Origin of the sequence: Dyadobacter koreensis (genome assembly GCF_900108855.1) — a bacterium.
Classification (GTDB): domain Bacteria; phylum Bacteroidota; class Bacteroidia; order Cytophagales; family Spirosomataceae; genus Dyadobacter; species Dyadobacter koreensis.
The window spans coordinates 229,739-249,523 of record NZ_FNXY01000005.1 but is presented as its reverse complement, the minus strand read 5'-3'; the positions used below and the strand labels follow the sequence as shown (position 1 = coordinate 249,523).

The following is a 19,785-nucleotide window of genomic DNA, read 5'->3' as shown; positions in this document are numbered from 1 at the left end:
TTTGGACTATTTTTCTACATCATCATTTTCCTCTTCCTCTTCGTCCTCTTTTTTGTCCTTAGGCTTCTTTTTCCGGAACGCCAGTTTTATATTGACCTGACCATCTTCATCCACGGCCCGAAGATAAATCCGAGAACCTTTCTTTTTCTTCGGGTCGTTTGGATTAAGCTGATAGGTCGAATCGCGGCGGCTCAGATTGCTTAATGGTATCGCTATACTCAGATCCGTTTTGTTTCCAAAACTATAAATTCCTTCCACAAAAAGCGTCATTACATTCGATTCGATTTCCATCTGCTTGATCTCAATTTCCTGGCCGGTCAGGATAAGATCATTCTTAATCGGAGCAAATTTCACCTGTTCAAGATTTCTGTTTTTGAAAATAAGTTTTTTCATTTTCAAAAACGGTTCGAAATCAATGATCTCACCCCGGACAAGATTTAATTTCACCTCCCCCTTCATCGTTTTTGGAAGCAAAGTCGCATCATTTTTCAGATTTGTGGCAAACTTGAATTCAGTGTTCAGTTTTCCTTTCAGATTCTGATGTGTAACTGCCTTTTGTCCGAAATTATTGAATGAATAAAATACGGAATGAACGTCTGCGTTGGTCACATTCCCGGCGATTTGAAGTCTTGGCGGCTCCGAGGTATATGGATTAAATATAGACCCGGAAATTTTGAACCCGCCACCAAAAGCCTTCATAGAGAAGTTGTTAAGACTTACCGTATTATTTTTTACGGTTATCATCCCTTTCATATTGTCCGCCGAAAAGTTGTGATATACCAGATGATTGGATTGAAGTTTGGCCTCGATTTCCATTTGGTCAATAACATTATCCAGAAGATCCGAAAGCTTAAATTTCTTTCTGTTGAGCTTCTGGCTTGCCCGCCTTTTCCCGACAAAAATTTCCATCCAGTTCATTTTCCAGTTTGGAATATTGACATCGAGGGACGCTTTGAGTATTCTCGGTGAACCAAAAAGATATGGGATCAGATTGGTAATACCTCCTTTGACATGAAGCAGATTATGCCCGTCGTTGATATCAAGTTTCGGAAGCAGAAAATCTTTTTCATCGAAATAAATATCTCCGTTTACTTTTGATAAGTGGACTTGTCGCGGTACATAATCCAATGAAAGATTTTCCGCATAGGCTCTGCCCGTCAATTTACCATTGAACTGATCTGTCTTTGGATTATAAAAATTTCGCAAGCTACCGTTGTAGTGGATTTGAATATAAGCCTCACCTCCCTTCACGACATATCTTTTGGGATCAAGTAGTCCGTTAATGGACGCAGAATCAGCCTTAACTTTACCTCGGATCAAGGCAATCGGATCTGTGATATTATCAATTTTTAAATCAAAACTGAATGGCAAAGTTTCGAAGGCTCCGCTCACGTGGGGCACATTTACTTGCGTATTTAATAAACCAGGAGGCTTGGTTTTGTTAAACTGGTTCGTATAACTTCCCCTTGCTTTCATGTTTTTCAACAAACCGATCGGCAATTGGTATTGAAAAGTATCTGTTTCAAAATCTACATGAACAGAGGGCGGTTCGTGAGAAAAAATACCTTCTACGGTCACGCGTGTGTTTACCCTGGTTTTAATTCCAATTGAATCAATTACATTCTCAATTTGTCTTGGAAGTAATTTTAGGGCAGTATTAACCTGAATTTTTTGCGCTGCAAAGCCAAGATTGAAGTGTGCAGGTTTCTCCGACAAATCGAAATTCCCTTTGATATCAATTACGTCCTGGGAGGCAACTCGGAGCTGCGAAGAAGGACGAATATATAGTGATCTGTCTTTTTGATTATAAGAAACAGAAAAATTCGCGTAGGTTTCCTGCTTGATTAAAAATCCACCTTTTTCAGGCTTAAAGGTCAGCCCTTCAAAATAAATCGGCCCACTTATATTAGCGATCCATGCAGAATCCGCATAATTTACCCGGTTTGTTACATCTCTGAAAATTGCGCCGAAATTCTTTCCTGTCGTCGAATCCGCAAAGCGAAATCCAAAATTATGCATATGGATCCGTCCAAGTTTATCGATCAGCCTATCCGGTTTTGAATCCTTCTTTTTGTCCTTGGGCTTTCTGGGCCCAAAAACCGATAAATTGGTATAGCCGTCCTTTCGAACAAATAAAGTCATGTCGCCGTCCTGCAAAACTAAATTCTGGAGCCGGATCGCTCCTTTGTAAAAACTGCTGAAATCAAGCGCTACATGAATCAGTTTTGCATTCAGCACATCTGTCTTATGCTGGCTATACAGGCTATCCCGTAGAACTACATTATAAAGCGTGAAGTTGAACCCAAATCCATCCTGAAAGGGTCGGAACCTAAAACTTTCTATATCAAGACTTCCACTAATTTCTTCATTGACTGCTGCCTTCACCTTTGTAAAAATCTCTTCCTGATTTTTATAAAACCAAAACTCTATTCCACCGATAAGCAAGCCGATGAAAAGTGCAAAAATTGCAATACCTTTTAAGAGTTTTTGAAACATGAAGAGATAGGGACTGTTTACAATAAAAATAGTTGTTTTTATTAAACTTACCACGATACAGGTAACCAAAATAAACTTAGCGGATACTAAGTAATTATGACCAAATAGTGGTACTGGATTTAATACAATTTATATGCCAGTTAAAATTCCCCTTTTTGTCTAACAACACGATCTTCCTTTACTTAACTTCGGTATTAACAGTAAAAAATGCTAATTTTGCGCACTCTTTTGCAACTCAAAGAGTTATCATTTTCATAAATATTGCCATAAAATGCTACTGAGCGAACAGGAAATATTGCGCCGCCAAAAGCGCGAAGAATTAATCAAGATGGGGATTGAACCTTATCCTGCGGAAGAATTTTTAGTAAATGTTACTGCTGCTGATATAATTAAGAACTACGAAAACAATAAGATAGATTATAAACATGTAACGATTGCAGGCCGTTTGATGGGTTTCCGTATTATGGGAAGCGCCGCTTTTGCAGAGTTACAGGATAGCACTGATCGTATTCAGCTTTATTTCCGCCGTGACGATCTTTGTCCGGGAGAAGATAAAACGTTATATAATACGGTTTTCAAAAAACTTCTGGATATTGGTGATATCATCGGAGTTACAGGTTTTGTATTCACAACACAAACGGGAGAAATCTCAGTACATGTGCAGGAATTCAAAATTTTAAACAAATCGCTTCGCCCGCTTCCGGTTGTAAAACGTGATGAAGACGGCAATATCTATGATGGATTTACGGATCCGGAATTACGTTATCGTCAGCGTTATGTTGATTTAATAGTGAATCCGGAAGTTCGTCAGATTTTCCAGAAACGTGCGCGGATCATTACGACGATGCGTTCTTATTTTGATTCCAAAGGATGGCTTGAGGTAGAAACTCCTGTTCTACAAACGATCCACGGTGGCGCTGCTGCACGTCCGTTTGAGACACATCATAATGCGCTTGATACTGATTTATTCCTTCGTATCGCCACGGAACTTCACCTGAAACGTTTGATCGTCGGTGGATTTGAGGGTGTTTATGAATTCGGAAAATTATTCCGTAATGAAGGTATGGACCGTACGCATAATCCTGAATTTACGACTGTTGAATTATACGTTGCTTACAAAGATTATTTGTGGATGATGAAAATGACAGAGGAAGTTCTTGAAAATGTTGCAATTGCGGTTAATGGTACTACAAAAGTTAAATTTGGAGAGACTGAGCTTGATTTTGCCGGTCCTTATCCACGACTGAGCATTACAGACGCCATCCACCAATATACAGGCTTGAACGTTTATGAACTGGACGAAGCTGCCATTCGCGAACAATGCCGCGCATGGGGAATGGAAGTAAACGACAGCATGGGTAAAGGAAAATTGATCGATGAGATTTTCGGAGAAAAAGTGGAAGAATTTATTATCCAACCAACCTTTATCACAGATCATCCTGTTGAAATGTCTCCTTTGACGAAAAAGCATCGTGAAAAACCAGGTATGGTTGAGCGCTTTGAATTGTTTGTCAACGGGAAGGAAATTGCAAATGCGTACTCTGAATTAAATGATCCGATTGAGCAGCGTGAACGTTTTGAAGATCAGCTAAAATTAAAAGAACGCGGAGACGACGAGGCTATGGAAATGGATGAAGATTTCCTTCGTTCTCTGGAATATGGTATGCCGCCCACATCAGGAATTGGAATTGGTATCGATCGCCTGACGATGATGCTGACCAATAATTCAAGTATCCAGGAAGTTCTTTTCTTCCCGCACATGCGTCCTGAGAAGAAACAGGAATTGGCGAAAGAAGCTGATTATGTGGCAGCTAACGTACCAGCAGTATGGATTCCAGCTTTACAAAAAATGAACATTCTTACGATCGAACAGCTGAAAGCGGCTAACCCAAATAAGATTTTCAACGATCTCGGAGGTATGCGTAAGAAATTGAAGATCGATGAAAAAATGCCTTTGCTTGACGATGTCAAAACCTGGGTAGAATAGGTTAAATTCACTTGGAAACAAAAATACCGCAACCTTAAACTGCGGTATTTTTTTGTTCTGACAAGTAGAAAAAAACTATATTTTTTTAACTTGAACAGCGTTTAGTCCTTTTTTCCCTTCAACAACCTCGTATTCAACCTGGTCGTTTTCACGGATAGTAAGTCCTCCCAATCCTGTCACGTGAACAAAGATGTCTCTGTTTGTGTCGTCTTCAACGATGAAGCCGTATCCCTTAGCTTCATTGAAAAATTTTACAGTACCTGTTGGCATAATAGTGGAATAAAAAAATGAAATAAGTTGAAAATACATAAAGAGTTGCTAACGTTTCATTACAAAACCTTGATTATCTTCTGCCAAAGAATTAAGGGAGGCTCAACCAATTAACAGAATAAATTTTGGCAATTTTTATTGAGGCATCCCAATAATAATGTCGTGCTAACAATTTCTTCAATCACAAAGAAACAAAAATTGTTGGGAAAACAATTTATTTGTACCAAGAATTTGAAAATTTCCAAGTTAACGGCATAAATTCATTGAAAAACTGTTCGCTGAAAATTCAAATACTCTTTTGTATATTGCATTGAGAATTGCCAGTTCCGAGCTAATTATTCCAATCAGGTATGAATCGCTTTCGATATTTTGTAGAGAATCAGATATTTGGTGTTTGTGCAAGGATGGGTGAAAAGCTCAATTTTCCGGCAAGCAGTATCCGTCGATATTTTATCTACGCCACCTTTATGACGTTCGGTTCGCCGATCATTATATATCTGGTACTTGCATTCTGGATGGAAATGCGCCAAAACTGGCGCAGACATAATAGCCCTACATTTTGGGAATTGTAGTTTCTTTGGGAAACGTAATGCCAGTTAATTGGGAGAAGCGGTGTTTTCCCAAAACAAAATATTCCCAGACAATGCTGCGATAATAGAGAGGAGCGCGATAGTGCGTTCTCCCCTGCTGTTCTTTTAATAATTTCGGGATCAGTGCATAAAAGGCGAAGTGTGCCTGAATAATGGCAAAAACGTCTGGCCAGGCACCGGCTGCGATAAACCTTACGCTTGAAATTCCATCCAATATTAATCTAAATGCTAATGTTTTCTTACGTCTCCCCTTCGGAAGATTTTTGAAAAGCATGATCAGGTTATTTCGATAGTTTAGGAATGTTTTACGTGGATTCGACTTATGAAGTGTACCGCCGCCGACATGATAAACGGTTGATTCAGAACAAAAAGTGATACGATAACCAATATTCAATAAACGCCAGCAAAGATCGATTTCTTCCATGTGCGCGAAAAACCGCTCGTCAAAGCCATCTGCTTTATGATAGGCTTCTGATCTCACAAAGAGACATGCGCCTGTTGCCCAAAAAACATCTTTTACATCATCATACTGCCCGAGATCCTCTTCCCGGGTATCAAAGATGCGGCCACGGCAGAACGGATATCCGAGATAATCCATGTATCCACCGGCAGCACCAGCATATTCAAAATGGGTTGGCAGATCGTATGCCCTTATTTTGGGCTGGCAGGCGGCGATATTTGGATCCGACTCCATAAAAGAAATCACAGGAGCAATCCAGTTAGGAGTAACTTCGATATCAGAATTTAATAAGACGTAATATTCGGCGTCAATTTGACTTAACGCCTTATTATAACCTCCCGCGTATCCTTTATTTTCAGAAATGACAAGTGTTTTAACACCAGGATATTGGCCTTTCAGCCATTCCAAAGATTGATCTGTTGATCCGTTATCAGCTACCCAAATTTCATAACCCTCAGAGTGTTTAAGCACAGTAGGAAGAAATTTTTCAAGATAATGTCTGCCGTTATAATTCAGGATGACAATTGCAACAGATGGAGTCATTCGTAAAAGAGGGGAATTATTTCATGAATCCCCCTAAGTCCAAACCGGGAATATTGGGAAGAACTCCGTCGGTCGCTTTTTGCAGATGAGCTTTTATTTTTGGTTCAATGTTTTCGAATGCCTTGTTAACTGCTGCAACGATCAGATCCTGCAACATTTCTTTATCATCCGGATTAACCAAATCTTTATCAACTTCTAAACCAATAAGCGTTTTTTGTCCGTTTACAGTCGCACGCACCATTCCTCCGCCAGACTCTGCCGATTCAACGATTGTAGCAAGTTCATCCTGCGCCTCTTTCATGCGCGACTGAAGGTCTTTCATTTTACCCATGAGACCCATCATGTCAGCCATATTTCCAAACATAATCAAAAAATTATGAAGTGATTTAAAAATTAAGTCTATTTCAAGAGCACAAAAGTACCGTTTTTTTTCACGGTTTGGTCTAAATTATTAACAATTTCGATCCGCCAAATGTATGAGCCAACGGGTGCAGGTTTTCCCTTAATCATTCCATTCCATCCTTTGGTGATATCATCAGAGTGAAAAATTACTTCTCCCCACCTATTGACTACTGACATTTTAAATGTTTTGAACATGGCCGCTTTTACTTCGAAAGTATCGTTGTAGCCATCATCATTTGGAGAGAAAGCATCGGGAGCAAAAATGTCTGTGTCTCTTTTGTAGATAATGCTATTCGAAAAACTTTGATAATTCCCGTTTTTCGAATCTGCCCGGACTTGAAATGTAAAAGAAAGATCGCTGAGTTTGGTCAAATCAGGATAAAACGTACTTGCCAGTTTTACATTTCTGGAATCATTAGATCCAGCCGCGCCAGTCCTGATTATTGTATAGGAATCAATATCATCTAAAAACGGCTTTTCAGTATTCCAAGTCAGCAAAGGTGATTGATTTTTTAATAAAATCGAACAAATAGGTTCCGACGCCGGAGCTCTCTGGCCGCAAGCATTCTGATAAATAAGACGATAGCAATAACCGGAATCATTCACTTTTACATCAAAATCCTGATAGGTAGCCTCTCCGTAAAGTGTATTCACTTTCTTGAAAATTCCGCCGTTCTCTGATCTCTCCACCACTAAATCATAATTTGTTTTCGTCCCGGATCCGGGAATTGTAGCAGCAACCTCAATCAGTCCATCACTCACGACGTTTACAAATGCCTGATCAATGGCCTTAGGAGAAGATAATGTTGTTTTTACTGTTACCGGCGCCGAGGTTGAAGTAATTGTTTTTGTTTTAGCAACAATATAGTATTCATAATTGTCGCCACACTGAACGTCCTCGTCTGAAAAAGAGGTAGTGTTTATATCATCAAAAGTTTGCAGCACAATTCCATCCCGCATCAAGGCATAACTGTCAAAGTCGGTGTTATCGGCATATTTATTCCAGGATATCTCATTTTTTTCGTCGGCCGAACTACCCTTAACAGCCATACTTGTCACAAAATCACTATCCAGCTTCCCTCCGCACAAATCTTTTGAAGCCAGTTTAATTTGATATGCCTGAGCAGCATTTAAATTAAAATTGCTAGTCTGTGTTCCGCCCGAAGTTTTGGTACCGCCAATCTGATAATTAGTTCCGTCGGTACTGTACATTACATCGGTGGAAATTCCGCTCAATCCTTCGTAAATTACCAGAAGGCGTCCGTTTCCAGTCATTTCGACGCTTTTGATCTGGATATTTTTAAGTAGTGGCTGTTGGAAACTAATCGTCAACGGCCATTGATAACCTCCTTTACAAGCAGAATTCGAGGTATATATTCCTCTAACCTTAAGCGTCGGATTTACCGAAGTATTCGTGTAAATATGTTCTATTTCCAGAGATTCTCCTTGATTCCAGATATGCTCACCAGATCCATCTCCCCAGTCTATCCCAACTTGATCATACGCGTCAAGGACATAATTCTTAGTCATAACGACTTTAATCTTCCCTCCCCCACATGAAGTGTATTCAGTATGAGGAGTCGCATTTTCGTAAACTTTTACCTTTTCACAATGATAAACTTCGGTTCCTCCAACGTTTGCACTCTGCAAAATAGTAAAAGTTCCAGCTCCTCTATAAGTAAACTGTTTAGCATTTCGAATTAATGTAGGACTGTCAGTCATCCCGTCATATTCCTGCGCGTATGCAAGCGATGATGCGTTAATTGTGGTGTTAATATTGACAGTCAACGGTGCGCAGCCTTCTGCTCTAGGGAGAAGGTCAAAGCCGCCGCCACCTACATTACAGAGTCCCTGAGCAAAGACCGGAACTGAGCTAAATCTCACTAGCGAGATTAAAGCAATAAAAAGTATTTTTCTTTTCATATGTGTGTATTTTTAAGAGTAGCAGCAGAACCTTTTAAGGTATTCGCCGCCTGAGTGGTTTACGTCAAGTCAATTAACAAAGGCGTCAAATTTAAAAAACTATCAATTAAGTCCTTCATTTTCAACCAAAATATCTGTAAAAAATATAGTAAACGGAAAGTTACCTAATCAGTAAAACAGTACCTTCCTTTACAAATGGCTTATCTTCAATATCGCTGATTTCGGTTTTGTATGTATAATATCCCGCCGGCGCATTGGCACCATTAATCGTTCCGTCCCAGCTCTGTAAAATGTCGTCAGATTGAAACACGACTTGTCCCCAACGATTAAAAACAGAGATTTGGAAAGAGTTGATAAAAAGGCCTTTTATTTCAAACCTTTCGTTGACGTTATCTCCGTTTGGCGTGAAGGCGTCCGGAATCAACAACATTACATTTTGCTCATACTTAATTAAATTCGAGAAACTTAGCAAACTGCCACTCTTTGATTTAGCTCTGATCTGGAAAGAAAATTCTGTTTTAGGCTGATTTGTCAAGTCAATCGGATAGGTCGTATTTAGTCCCATCGGCGTTAGCACTCCGGATTCGCTTTGAATTACGTCATATGAATCCAGGCCTTCGGTAAATGGAACTGCATCATTCCAAGTAAGTTCCTGTGGAGACTGGCGAAGCAAAATAGAACAAACCGGCTCAGTAAATTCTGTACTTAGCTGGCAGGAATTTTCGAACTTAAATCGATAGCAATAAGAAGTTGAACCCGTATTTACAGTATTATCTTCAAAATGAAGTTCCTGATTTTGATCTGTTGAAACCTGCGTAAAATTCCCACTTCCATGCTGAGCCCGCTCAATGACTAAATTATATGAATTCGTAACCCCTTTTTCTCCTAAAATAACATCCGCACTAATTAAATTATTATCAGCCACAGTAACGCTCGCTTCCTTAATCCTATCAGGAATTGTGCTAAGCATTTTTTCACTTTTCGGCGCAGAAAAAGAATTTACCAGGCTCGTAGAAGCAACAATCTGGTATTTATAGGTTTTGTTACAATCAATATCTGTATCTGAAAATGTTAAATCATCAATAGACGGGAAACTTTTAATTGGTACATCATCACGAAATAGTTGATAACCTACGAAATCATTACCCTCAAGATAGCGGTTCCATTTTAATGCAATTTCTCCCTCCTGAGAAGTGGCTTCAAGAACCATTGTTTTAACTTCTCTGCTGTCTTTTTTCCCTCCACAATTATCTTCAGAAGCCAATTTCAATCTGTATTCTTTTTCAGCACTGAGACCTTTATCTAAAACTATACTTCCGGGTTGCGCCACATTGCGAACTTCGCCTGTGGTTAAGTAATTGCCGTTAGCCTCGGAATAAAAAACTTCAGTCGAGACTTTTTCCATACCATTATAAAGCATCGTGATTTTACCATCAGACTGCATTTCAAGTCTCTTTATCTGAATGGATTCAATAGAATTTTCGACAGCAACCGGATCAAGAAATTTAGTTTCACCCGCACAAGGAACATTTGAACCATGTTTACCTTGAATTGATATTTTAGGGATAGCTCCTGAATAAGACCGCGTCATAGGACCATCTCCGCTTTTCCATATAGAATTATTCTGCCCGTCGCCCCAATTAATTTCAACAGTATTATATGCTTTCGCAACAATATCGTCTTCAATTGTAACTTTTAAAATACTGCAGAAAACTTCCAGTTTCGCATTAATCGCTTTATTTTCATAAACCTTAACCTGTTTACAGAGAGTGAATCCTGTTGATTGGAGGCTCCCAACTTGTAAAATGGTATATGTCCCCGGAGCATTATAGGTTGCAGAAGTTACGTTGGCTAGATTATTCGGTTGGCTTTTTAAATCGTAATTGGTATTGTAACCAACACTTGTTGCACTCGGAAGGTTGTTCTTTATCGTAGCAGTAAGAGTTCCGCAACCTTCAAATGGAGTCACAGAAAAATCCCCTCCTCCTGTTTTACAATAGTCCCCGTCAGTAATAACGGGAGCCTGGCTGTAAACACTAAAGGATTGAAGTACTAAAAAAATAAAAAATATCGACAGTAACTGTATTCTCATGAACTCTGAAGTAATAGTAAATAAGGACATCTACAAACTTCGAAATGACCTATTTTGAAACCCATCTGAAAAATCGATTGTTCACCTAAAGAAGGTTCAAAATTAAAACATTTCAACATTAAGACTGTACCTTTATATTCTAAAACGTGTTTTCCCGTAAAACTATTTTTTGTCTACCCGAATAATGAATAATAATAGTAATCCCATAGTATTAGATTCGATTGAAGATGCCATTGAAGCCATAAAAAACGGCCAATTAATTATTGTGGTAGATGATGAAGATCGTGAAAATGAAGGCGATTTTATCTGCGCCGCAGAGCTGGTAACTCCCGAAATAGTCAATTTTATGGCCAGAGAAGGCCGTGGTTTGATTTGTGTTCCGATAACGGAAGAACGTTGTGAAGAACTTGAACTTGATATGATGGTTGGCACCAACACCGCGCTTCACGAGACTGCATTTACAGTTTCTGTCGACTTACTTGGCAATGGTTGTACAACCGGAATTTCAGCAAGTGACCGTGCAAAAACCATTCAGGCGTTAGTTGATCCTAATACAGTTCCTGCGGATCTTGGTCGTCCAGGACATATTTTTCCTTTAAAAGCTAAAAAAGGCGGCGTTCTACGCCGTACAGGGCATACCGAAGCAGCGATCGATTTCCCTCGTCTTGCAGGTTTGTCACCTGCCGGAGTTTTGGTTGAAATTTTGAATGAAGACGGCTCCATGGCCCGCTTGCCTCAGCTTCGGGAAATTGCAGATCGTTTGAACTTGAAATTGGTGAGTATCAAAGATCTTATCGAATACCGTCTGCGCGAAGAGTCATTGATCAAAAGAGAAATTGGAGTGGATATGCCAACGGCATGGGGACATTTCGATCTGATTGCTTATCGCCAGGTCAATACCGGAGATTTGCATCTGGCTTTGGTAAAAGGTACATGGGAGAAAGATGAACCCGTTTTGGTTCGTGTTCATTCATCCTGTATGACGGGTGATATTTTCGGTTCATGCCGGTGCGACTGCGGCCCTCAACTTCATGCTGCCATGGATTTGGTTAGCAAAGAAGGAAAAGGAGTAATCGTTTATATGAACCAGGAAGGCAGAGGGATAGGCCTGCTCAATAAATTAAAAGCATATAAACTTCAGGAAATGGGCCGCGATACCGTGGAAGCAAATCTTGAATTAGGCTTTGCAAGTGATGAGCGTGATTATGGCGTAGGAGCTCAGATTTTGCGCGATCTGGATATTACTAAAATAAAATTGATCACCAACAATCCTAAAAAACGCGCCGGACTTATCGGTTACGGATTAGAGATTGTCGATTCGGTCAATATTGAAATACCTTCAAATCCTTACAACGAAAAATATCTGATCACAAAACGTGATAAGATGGGCCACAATTTGAGTAACCTAACTTTCCCGGGAAATCAGGTATGACACAGGTTCAGGTTGTTGCAACGGAGGCTGATATTTTAAAATGCCGCAGTGCAATTCAGGCACTGCGGCCTTCTTTAACTGACGAGCTTTATTTCGAGGCGGTTCAAAAAACGATGGCTGATAACAGGCAGATCATTTTTGTTGAAACCGGTGGACAAGCTGCTGCCGTAGCCGTTTTCGAAACGGGTTATAATCTTTTTCGTGGAAAATATATTTATATCGACGACTTGTCAACGCTTCCCGAACATCGGGGTCACGGATATGCGGGCATACTTCTGGATTGGATTATTGATTTTGCAAAAAAAGAAAAATATGACCAAATCCATCTGGACTCAGGCGTAAATCCAAACCGTACTGACGCGCATCGCCTTTATCTCAACAAACGTTTTCAAATCACCAGCATGCATTTCGTGGCAAATGTCTGATTGGTTTGATTTTTACAGCCCTTTGTACGAATTTTGGCAGCAAAAGTTTCCAGTATTGGAATTTACTGGTCCAAACCTATTCGTCAACAAACGGTAAATCCCGTCAAAATTATATTAATGAATATCCATCAGGTTTTTGAATCATTCAATTCTTTACGCGTACTGGTCATTGGTGACGTCATGCTGGACTCTTATGTTTGGGGAAAAGTTGAACGTATATCTCCCGAAGCACCAGTTCCCGTTGTCAATGTAAGTCATCGTGAATTTCGTCTGGGGGGCGCGGGAAATGTACTGTTAAACGTTCAGGCACTTGGCGCAGAAGCAATTATCTGTACTGTTATCGGAACAGATGCTTCGGGTGATTCACTCAAAAACAGTCTGATTGAAAAGGGTTTAAACTGTGAGGGCTTAATACGCAGCGAAAGCCGAATCACGACTATAAAAGAAAGAATCATCGCAGGCTCTCAGCAAGTTGTAAGAATCGATACCGAAACCGACAAACCTATATCAACCGAAGAAAAAGACAGGCTTGTCAGTAAGGCTAAAGAGTTAATTCCTTCGAGCAACGTAATTATCTTTGAAGATTACGATAAAGGAGTTCTGACGGCGGAGGCAATTGCAGAAATTACTGAGTATGCGAATGAACATAACGTTCCGACAGTCGTAGATCCCAAAAAACGCAACTTTTTATCATACAACAACGTAACACTTTTCAAACCAAACTTGAAGGAATTACGGGAAGGCTTAAAAGTTGAATTCAACGTAGACGATCCGGAAGAACTGAAACAAACCGTTGAGCAATTGAAGGAAACTTTGAACGCAAAAGGTGCTCTGATAACGCTCTCAGAAAGAGGAGTTTATATTGACTTTAAAGAAGAGACTCACAAACTACCCGCACATATCCGCCAAATTGCTGATGTTTCCGGCGCTGGTGATACCGTGATTAGTATCGCCGCTTGCTGTGTCGCACTTAACTTACCACCTCAGTCGATTGCAGGAATTTCTAATTTAGGAGGAGGACTGGTTTGTGAGTTGGTAGGTGTTGTACCGATTGATAAAGCTCTTTTGAAAACAGAAGCTGAAAAAGAAGGATTGATATAAAAAATCCAAAAATATTTCAAAGGTGATAACCAGACTTCAAACTGGTTATCACCTTTTTTATTTTCGGGTAAAACGCATTACTGCAATATCTCCGCCGATAAAATTGAGCGTATTTCCATCACTAATAGAATACGAATTCACCTTTTTGAGTGTTTCTGTGAAAACATTTTCACCTTCTCCGGGACACATCATTTTCGTCATCACATATGGATCTCTGAAATTGATCTGATTATCCTCCATATTTAATTTACCCGAAAAAGAATTGCAGCTCGTATTCCCGCTGAATCTTTTTTCTTTCAAATCAAACTTGATCTCCGGCTTCTTCTCTGCATAAAGTTCGTCAACTGATTTTCCGGGGGCTGAAACATAATTCAATACCCACGTTCCTTCCAATGAAGCTGAATTCTCAGCAGCGACAGATTTTGAATTCATTTTACTGCTTTTACAACCTGACAAAATTCCAAAAAACATCAATGAAAAAAACAGTAATCTTTTCATAATAAGAATTTTAATTAAACCTGGATTCTTAACCGAATCAAATATAAAAAACATCTGTTAATAAACTCATTACCAGTTAATTCCACCGCCTCCACCTAAATTCATTTTTCTTGTGAACCGGTTCGATAATTTTGACCTGCTTGTGATATAGCGTACACTTGCGCCAATGTAAGGCGTAGTTCCGGGAGTATAAGCTGTTAGCGTTTCGCGGGCACTATTAAATGTTTTCAACTGCCGAAAGGTGGTGACACCAGCCTCCAGAGAAATATTTATAGCTGTAAATAAATGCGCATTTGCAGAAACGCCCAGTTTAATCTGGCGATAATTTTCTCGTCGCAGCATTTTTTCTTCTGGTGTCTGAATCTGGAAACCGCCGCTGTATCCGTTTAACCCGGCAAGCATATCAACGTTAAACCACTTGGTTGTCCGATAGTTCACATTCATCATGAAAGGCAGTAGTGCCGAAACCCGCCAGTCTTTCCCAAATCTTTTATTCACACCAAATACCGGAACAAAACGAAGTTTTTGGTTATAGGCTAAAATTGAACCATACATAATCTGCGTGTGCAGGCCAAGAATATGCATACGCGCTGCACCTCCCCAAAAAAATGGCTGAGGGGAGAAAAATGTTTCATTACTTTCGGTCATCCCGAGACCGCCGCCGTATACCCAAAGCCTGTCTTTGATACTTGCCTGTAATCTTAGTACACCAACTGATAAAGTTTTATACCCGTTATCAGGAATATTTTTTCCATCCAACGTAGGTTGTAGCTGCGTAAATTGAGTAAGCAGAACGGTATGAACGGCGCGCAGGTCAAACTTTTTCCTCAAACTGTATCCGAGCTGGACTTCACTCTGGATTGGAATAATACCAAAAAAACCACTTCGCGTCAGGCCATAATCTTTTCCTGTTCCACCGCCCAAATTCGAGGGAACGTTGTAATCCGCCTTTAAAGTAAGATTAGGATAAAACAATCTGCTCAACGCAAAATGCTGAGCCTGAGCCGAAGATATGGTCGTAAAAAGTAAGCCGAAAAGTAAATGTCGGGAAAATTTCATGCGATGTTCCGGGGTGTAATTGTCGGCAAATAACGAGAAAAGGGTTTTCGTATTGTATCCGGCAAATCTCACATCACTTACTTTTTGCCATCCTGTTCTACTGGCGCGGGCTAATTTTTCACCCGATTTTCAAAATCAGCGTACGTCATGAAGAGTGGCGCATTATCAACAAAGGATCCTGAGAAAATAATTTTTTCAACTTCCAGCGCCTTATTTTCGATAAGTTTCAAAAGCGCTTTTTCTCCTGGTGCAATCCATTTTTCCTTATTTTTATTTTGGTGAGGATAATAACCTTCAAGATAAACAACATGTTCTTTTTCCAAATAATAAGCCACCCGAATACCAGACTGCTCTGGATCTGCTCCAGGATTTAAAATGAACACCTTTTCGGTTTGAGTTTCAAAATCCTGATCAAAGGTTTTTAATAAAGCCTTTTCATGGACAGCAATTTTCATTGAATCTTCCTCACGGTTCCCAGAGTTTAAAACAGCACCGAAAATTCCCGTTGCTTTTGGTGCTGCTATCTGAATTTGTTTTGAGAAAAAACAGGAGAGCGATATCAGTCCTGAGAGGTAAGATAGGCTATAAACGGATTTGATTTCAATATCTCCGAATTTGGTAGTAATCGCTTTCAGCTTCTTCTTATTAACTATCTCATTGTTTGCGAGATTAGTGAAAATGCTGATCGTCTTATCAGGATTCATGCTAATTATTGAGCGACTATTTGTGTAATCGTCCCTTTCTTCCATCAAAAATAAATTGTCACTAATTGCATAAAATAAGTAACTAATTTTTTCTTCATACGGCAGCGGTGGATCAAAAACGGAAGCAGGAAAAACTTTATTAATACTTATCCAGGTAACTAATTTATTGTCTGTAAATGGTAAATGGCTATCGGTTTCTTCGATCCGGTTTGGTAACAGAAACGAATCTTGCAGCTTGTAATTTTTATAGGAAATAACATTCTTGTAATGAAGTGGTCGTTGTCCCATCAAAGGATCTTCATCTTTCATCGATGTTACTAACCTGCTGACCAGCTTGCTCCTTGCATCAATATATACTTCCAGCCATTTGTTGTGTAGCTTCACCTGAACTACAAGATAATCCTGATCATCCATTAAAACCTTTCCAGTATAATGTAATTGAGCAGAATCCTGATTCATCACCTGCAACAGAAGCACAGGATTTATTTTACAAGCGAATATCAAGTTATTGGAATCCTCGAAATTATGTAATGAAGCCGTTGTGTCTTCCCGTTCCCTGAAGCGATTCAGCCTTATAGACTTGCTTGCAACCTTCTTTGAAGGGATATCAATGAAATGCTGATATTTTTTGCCCTCATATTCCTCAACAATCGTCTTGAAAAGTTCTGCCTCTCCTTTAACTTTCTGATCTGCCATTTCCTTCCGCATCGAATCAGGTAAGGTTTTCATCAGAGAATCCAAAAAATTCATCATTGGGTCAGGCTGCTGAAGTGATGCTGGTGCCTTGCCTGGCATATCATTTACAATCTTTACCTCAAAACGTTCCATTATTTTCCCGGAGGTATGCACTTTAAGTGCCTGCGCTACTATCTCTTTTGCCTTGGTTTTTTGCCCCTCAGCCTTAAATCCCATAAAAGAAAGCAGTAAAAAGAATAGTACAAAATACTTCATTCGATGTATAGTTTTATAGCCTGCATGTTTAAATGCATAATTAAATAAAATTTCATGAAACATATCTTCTTAATATCTATAATGCTGGTTTACTCCGTCGCAATCGCTCAGGTTTCGGAGCAGACTTATGCTGAAAAACTCGGTTATCCAAAGGGTAAAAAAGTGTTGATTATCCACGTCGATGATGTCGGGATGTCTTACGAATCTAACCAGGGAGCAATCAGGGCAATAAAAGAAGGAGTAGCCAATTCTTTAAGCGTGATGATGCCTTGTGGTTGGGTACCGGGTTTTGTGCATTATCTTAAGGAAAATCCTGAGCTTGATGCGGGATTACATCTAACGTTAACTTCTGAATGGAAAGATTACCGCTGGGGGCCGCTTGCGGGGAAAAATCAGGTTAAAGGCTTGGTAGATTCCGAAGGAGCGATGTGGCGCAGTGTCGGAGACGTTGTCAAAAATGCCTCACCGGATGAAGTAGAAAAGGAAATTCGCGCGCAGCTGGACAGAGCACGGACAATGGGATTTACACCTACCCATCTGGACTCACACATGGGAACACTTTTCGCGACTCCTGAATTTTTGCAGCGATATCTAAAAGTCGGGATGGAAGAAAAAATTCCGGTGATGTTTCCTGGCGGACATAATTCGGTGGTACAAAAACAGGAAAAAATAATTGCCGATCAGCTTGCTATGACGAAAACGGTTGGGAAACAACTTTGGGACTCGGGCTTGCCTGTTTTGGACGATCTCGAAAATTCCAGTTATGGTTGGAAAGGTCCTGAATCAGGTGATAAATCTGAAAAAGCACTTCAAAAATATAAGACTGAAAAGTATATTAATGCAATCAAAAATATAAAACCCGGACTGACCATGGTGATTATGCATTGCACCATCCATACCGAAGTTTTTCCTCATATCTCTGATTCCAATATAACACGCGAGGGCGATTTCCTGGCTATGATTGACCCGGAATTAAGAAGTTATATTGAAAAAGAAGGCATCATTTTGACAACCTGGAGAGAGGCAATGCAGCGACGTGCAAAAATTAAATGACAAACTATTTTTCAATAGTCTTCTTATCCAGATGCGTATAAACCATTTCGTAAAAGTCCAGAGGTAAAAATGGTTTAACAAGATATCCTGTGAAGCCATTGGACAAGGCTCGCTCCTTTTCGTCCTCAAACGTTGAGGCCGTTAACGCAACGATCGGTACTGTCGAACCTTCTGCCCGGATCAGGTTTGTAGCTTCAAAACCATCCATAACAGGCATTTTTAAATCCATCAGAATAAGATCATAATCCTGCGAAGCTTTGTATTTATCGTAGGCTTCTTTACCATTTTCAGCGGTTTCAAAATAAATTGATTTCCGTTTCAATAACGTGGTCGCCAACAAAAGATTGGTATAATTATCATCGACAACAAGAACTTTGCAATCAGGGTATAACGAAAGGGGTAAATCTTTTACCGGGTAACTTTTTATAATGGGTAACATCGAGTAATTAAAATCAATTTCAAACGAAAAATCTGAGCCTTCCCCCTGCACACTGGATAATTGGATATCACTTCCGAAAAGCCGTAAAATTTCTTTGCTTATCGCCAGTCCCAAACCCGAACCGCCGTATTGCCGGTCTCCGGAAGTGTGTGCCTGAGTAAATAAATCAAAAATAACCGACTGCTTATCTTCCGGAATTCCAATCCCGGTATCGGTGATGTGAAATAATAATTTTATGGAATTATCTTGCCTATCCTGCTCTTTTACAGAAAATTTCACTTCGCCTTTTTCAGTAAACTTGATGGCATTATGAATCAGGTTTGTTATCACCTGGTTAAGTCGGCCCTCATCACTTATCAATTGAGGCGGCAAAGAATCTGCAATTTCGAAAATGAGATTCAGATTCTTTTCATCAGCCTTCGGAATAAATGTTTTTTCAAGGCTTTTAAAAAATAAAGCCGGATTAAAAGGCTTCACTTCAAGCTTGACATAATTAGAATTTATTTTATTAAAATCCATAATATCATTCACCACAGTCATCAGGTGATTTGATGAAAATAGCAGTGTCTGAATCATTTCTTTTTGAAAATCACTTCGTAAATCTTCTTTCAAAAGCAAATGAACAATACCGACAATACCATTTAAAGGTGTCCGTATCTCATGGCTCATCATGGACAGAAAATCTGTTTTCGCTTTTGTCGCCTCTTGCGAAATTTTGATCTGCTCTTCCAATAACTCATTTTTTTCCCGGAGCGAATACCGATAATAAAATGCCCGTTTATCATTCGAATATTTGACGTTCATCACAAACGGAAAAAGAAATTGTCCAAGAAACAGAAAGAACCCGCCTTCCCGGATAAATTGTAGTAGCGAATCGGGACTGAGAAAATACAGTGCTGCGGGAAAAAGCAAAAGCACCATAACCGTACAAATAATGGATTCCTTGGGGGGCCAACACAAAATGAACGTGATAAATATCAACGCAAGCGTCATGTTGAAACTCGCCCTATCGTAAGAGGTATGCGGAATTGTCGCCAGGATAAGTGAATGAAAAACGATAATCGTAAGGAAAGTATAAAATGCAATGACCCGACTCGGTGCTTTTTTATAAAAATGAAAAAATAAAAGGCCGGCAATAATTGCACTTGCCAGCAATTGAATTTTCAGAATGGTTAGAAATACCGGATTATGGTTGAAGTAGTATAAAAAAGAAGTTATGGGGTATCCTATAAGGTGAGCAAAACAGAAAATTCGATTTCCCCACTGCGTTTTAATATCATGTTCAGTCTTCCAAATGTCATTAAACTGACTTGAATATTCTAACTTATCCAAACTGACTTTTTCATTTTTAATGTTGAGT

Annotated in this window: 16 protein-coding genes; 6 read left to right on the top strand and 10 right to left on the bottom strand. The window is 39.6% G+C overall.

Translation table 11 applies throughout. From position 1 onward, the window contains the following. Positions 1-6 precede the first annotated feature (6 nt). Positions 7-2,496 (bottom strand): AsmA-like C-terminal region-containing protein, encoded by a 2,490-nt coding sequence (locus BMY70_RS16650; protein WP_090337055.1) that lies wholly within the window; start codon positions 2,494-2,496, stop codon positions 7-9. Between the two features lie 271 nt (positions 2,497-2,767). Between BMY70_RS16650 and lysS the strand changes: the two genes are divergently transcribed. Beyond that, entirely contained in the window at positions 2,768-4,483 is a 1,716-nt protein-coding gene (lysS, locus tag BMY70_RS16645; RefSeq protein WP_090337053.1) for a lysine--tRNA ligase, read from the top strand. 75 nt (positions 4,484-4,558) lie between these two features. Here lysS and BMY70_RS16640 read toward each other — a convergent pair whose 3' ends face one another. Next, a complete protein-coding gene (locus BMY70_RS16640; protein WP_026629450.1) occupies positions 4,559-4,753 on the bottom strand; it encodes a cold-shock protein in 195 nt (64 codons plus the stop codon). A 350-nt stretch (positions 4,754-5,103) separates the two neighbouring features. Here BMY70_RS16640 and BMY70_RS16635 point away from each other — a divergent pair, with 350 nt between their 5' ends. Beyond that, complete coding sequence (locus tag BMY70_RS16635) at positions 5,104-5,325, top strand: PspC domain-containing protein (protein ID WP_090337050.1); 222 nt, start codon at positions 5,104-5,106, stop codon at positions 5,323-5,325. Here the strand turns inward: BMY70_RS16635 and BMY70_RS16630 are convergent. The 4 genes from BMY70_RS16630 to BMY70_RS16615 all read right to left on the bottom strand — a co-directional run bounded on the left by BMY70_RS16630 (position 5,306) and on the right by BMY70_RS16615 (position 10,763). Next, positions 5,306-6,346 (bottom strand): glycosyltransferase family 2 protein, encoded by a 1,041-nt coding sequence (locus BMY70_RS16630; protein WP_090337048.1) that lies wholly within the window; start codon positions 6,344-6,346, stop codon positions 5,306-5,308. The genes BMY70_RS16635 and BMY70_RS16630 overlap by 20 nt on opposite strands. A gap of 16 nt (positions 6,347-6,362) precedes the next feature. Then, positions 6,363-6,710: a YbaB/EbfC family nucleoid-associated protein gene (locus BMY70_RS16625; protein WP_090337045.1), complete on the bottom strand. Its 348-nt coding sequence runs from the start codon at positions 6,708-6,710 to the stop codon at positions 6,363-6,365. A gap of 35 nt (positions 6,711-6,745) precedes the next feature. Then, positions 6,746-8,671: a T9SS type B sorting domain-containing protein gene (locus tag BMY70_RS16620; RefSeq protein ID WP_090337043.1), complete on the bottom strand. Its 1,926-nt coding sequence runs from the start codon at positions 8,669-8,671 to the stop codon at positions 6,746-6,748. Between the two features lie 160 nt (positions 8,672-8,831). Then, positions 8,832-10,763: a T9SS type B sorting domain-containing protein gene (locus BMY70_RS16615; protein ID WP_177197049.1), complete on the bottom strand. Its 1,932-nt coding sequence runs from the start codon at positions 10,761-10,763 to the stop codon at positions 8,832-8,834. A gap of 184 nt (positions 10,764-10,947) precedes the next feature. Between BMY70_RS16615 and BMY70_RS16610 the strand changes: the two genes are divergently transcribed. The 3 genes from BMY70_RS16610 to BMY70_RS16600 all read left to right on the top strand — a co-directional run bounded on the left by BMY70_RS16610 (position 10,948) and on the right by BMY70_RS16600 (position 13,721). After that, positions 10,948-12,195: a bifunctional 3,4-dihydroxy-2-butanone-4-phosphate synthase/GTP cyclohydrolase II gene (locus BMY70_RS16610; RefSeq protein WP_090337039.1), complete on the top strand. Its 1,248-nt coding sequence runs from the start codon at positions 10,948-10,950 to the stop codon at positions 12,193-12,195. Further along, positions 12,192-12,620, top strand: coding sequence for a GNAT family N-acetyltransferase (locus BMY70_RS16605; protein WP_090337036.1), 429 nt, complete (start codon positions 12,192-12,194; stop codon positions 12,618-12,620). Before BMY70_RS16610 ends, BMY70_RS16605 begins: the two co-directional genes overlap by 4 nt. A 117-nt stretch (positions 12,621-12,737) precedes the next feature. Next, positions 12,738-13,721: a bifunctional heptose 7-phosphate kinase/heptose 1-phosphate adenyltransferase gene (locus BMY70_RS16600; RefSeq protein WP_090337034.1), complete on the top strand. Its 984-nt coding sequence runs from the start codon at positions 12,738-12,740 to the stop codon at positions 13,719-13,721. A 57-nt stretch (positions 13,722-13,778) separates the two neighbouring features. On the opposite strand, the gene BMY70_RS16595 is transcribed toward BMY70_RS16600, so the two are convergent. From BMY70_RS16595 to BMY70_RS16585, 3 genes are all read right to left on the bottom strand, one after another. After that, positions 13,779-14,153, bottom strand: a complete 375-nt coding sequence (locus BMY70_RS16595) for an META domain-containing protein (protein WP_218148641.1) — start codon at positions 14,151-14,153, stop codon at positions 13,779-13,781. Between the two features lie 135 nt (positions 14,154-14,288). Continuing rightward, positions 14,289-15,350, bottom strand: a complete 1,062-nt coding sequence (locus BMY70_RS16590) for a DUF6268 family outer membrane beta-barrel protein (protein ID WP_229209655.1) — start codon at positions 15,348-15,350, stop codon at positions 14,289-14,291. Between the two features lie 38 nt (positions 15,351-15,388). Then, complete coding sequence (locus tag BMY70_RS16585) at positions 15,389-16,933, bottom strand: hypothetical protein (RefSeq protein WP_143072113.1); 1,545 nt, start codon at positions 16,931-16,933, stop codon at positions 15,389-15,391. Positions 16,934-16,987: 54 nt separating this feature from the next. Between BMY70_RS16585 and BMY70_RS16580 the strand changes: the two genes are divergently transcribed. After that, positions 16,988-17,986, top strand: a complete 999-nt coding sequence (locus BMY70_RS16580) for a polysaccharide deacetylase family protein (protein WP_090337030.1) — start codon at positions 16,988-16,990, stop codon at positions 17,984-17,986. 4 nt (positions 17,987-17,990) lie between these two features. On the opposite strand, the gene BMY70_RS16575 is transcribed toward BMY70_RS16580, so the two are convergent. Next, positions 17,991-19,757, bottom strand: coding sequence for an ATP-binding protein (locus tag BMY70_RS16575; RefSeq protein ID WP_143072112.1), 1,767 nt, complete (start codon positions 19,755-19,757; stop codon positions 17,991-17,993). Positions 19,758-19,785 lie beyond the last annotated feature (28 nt).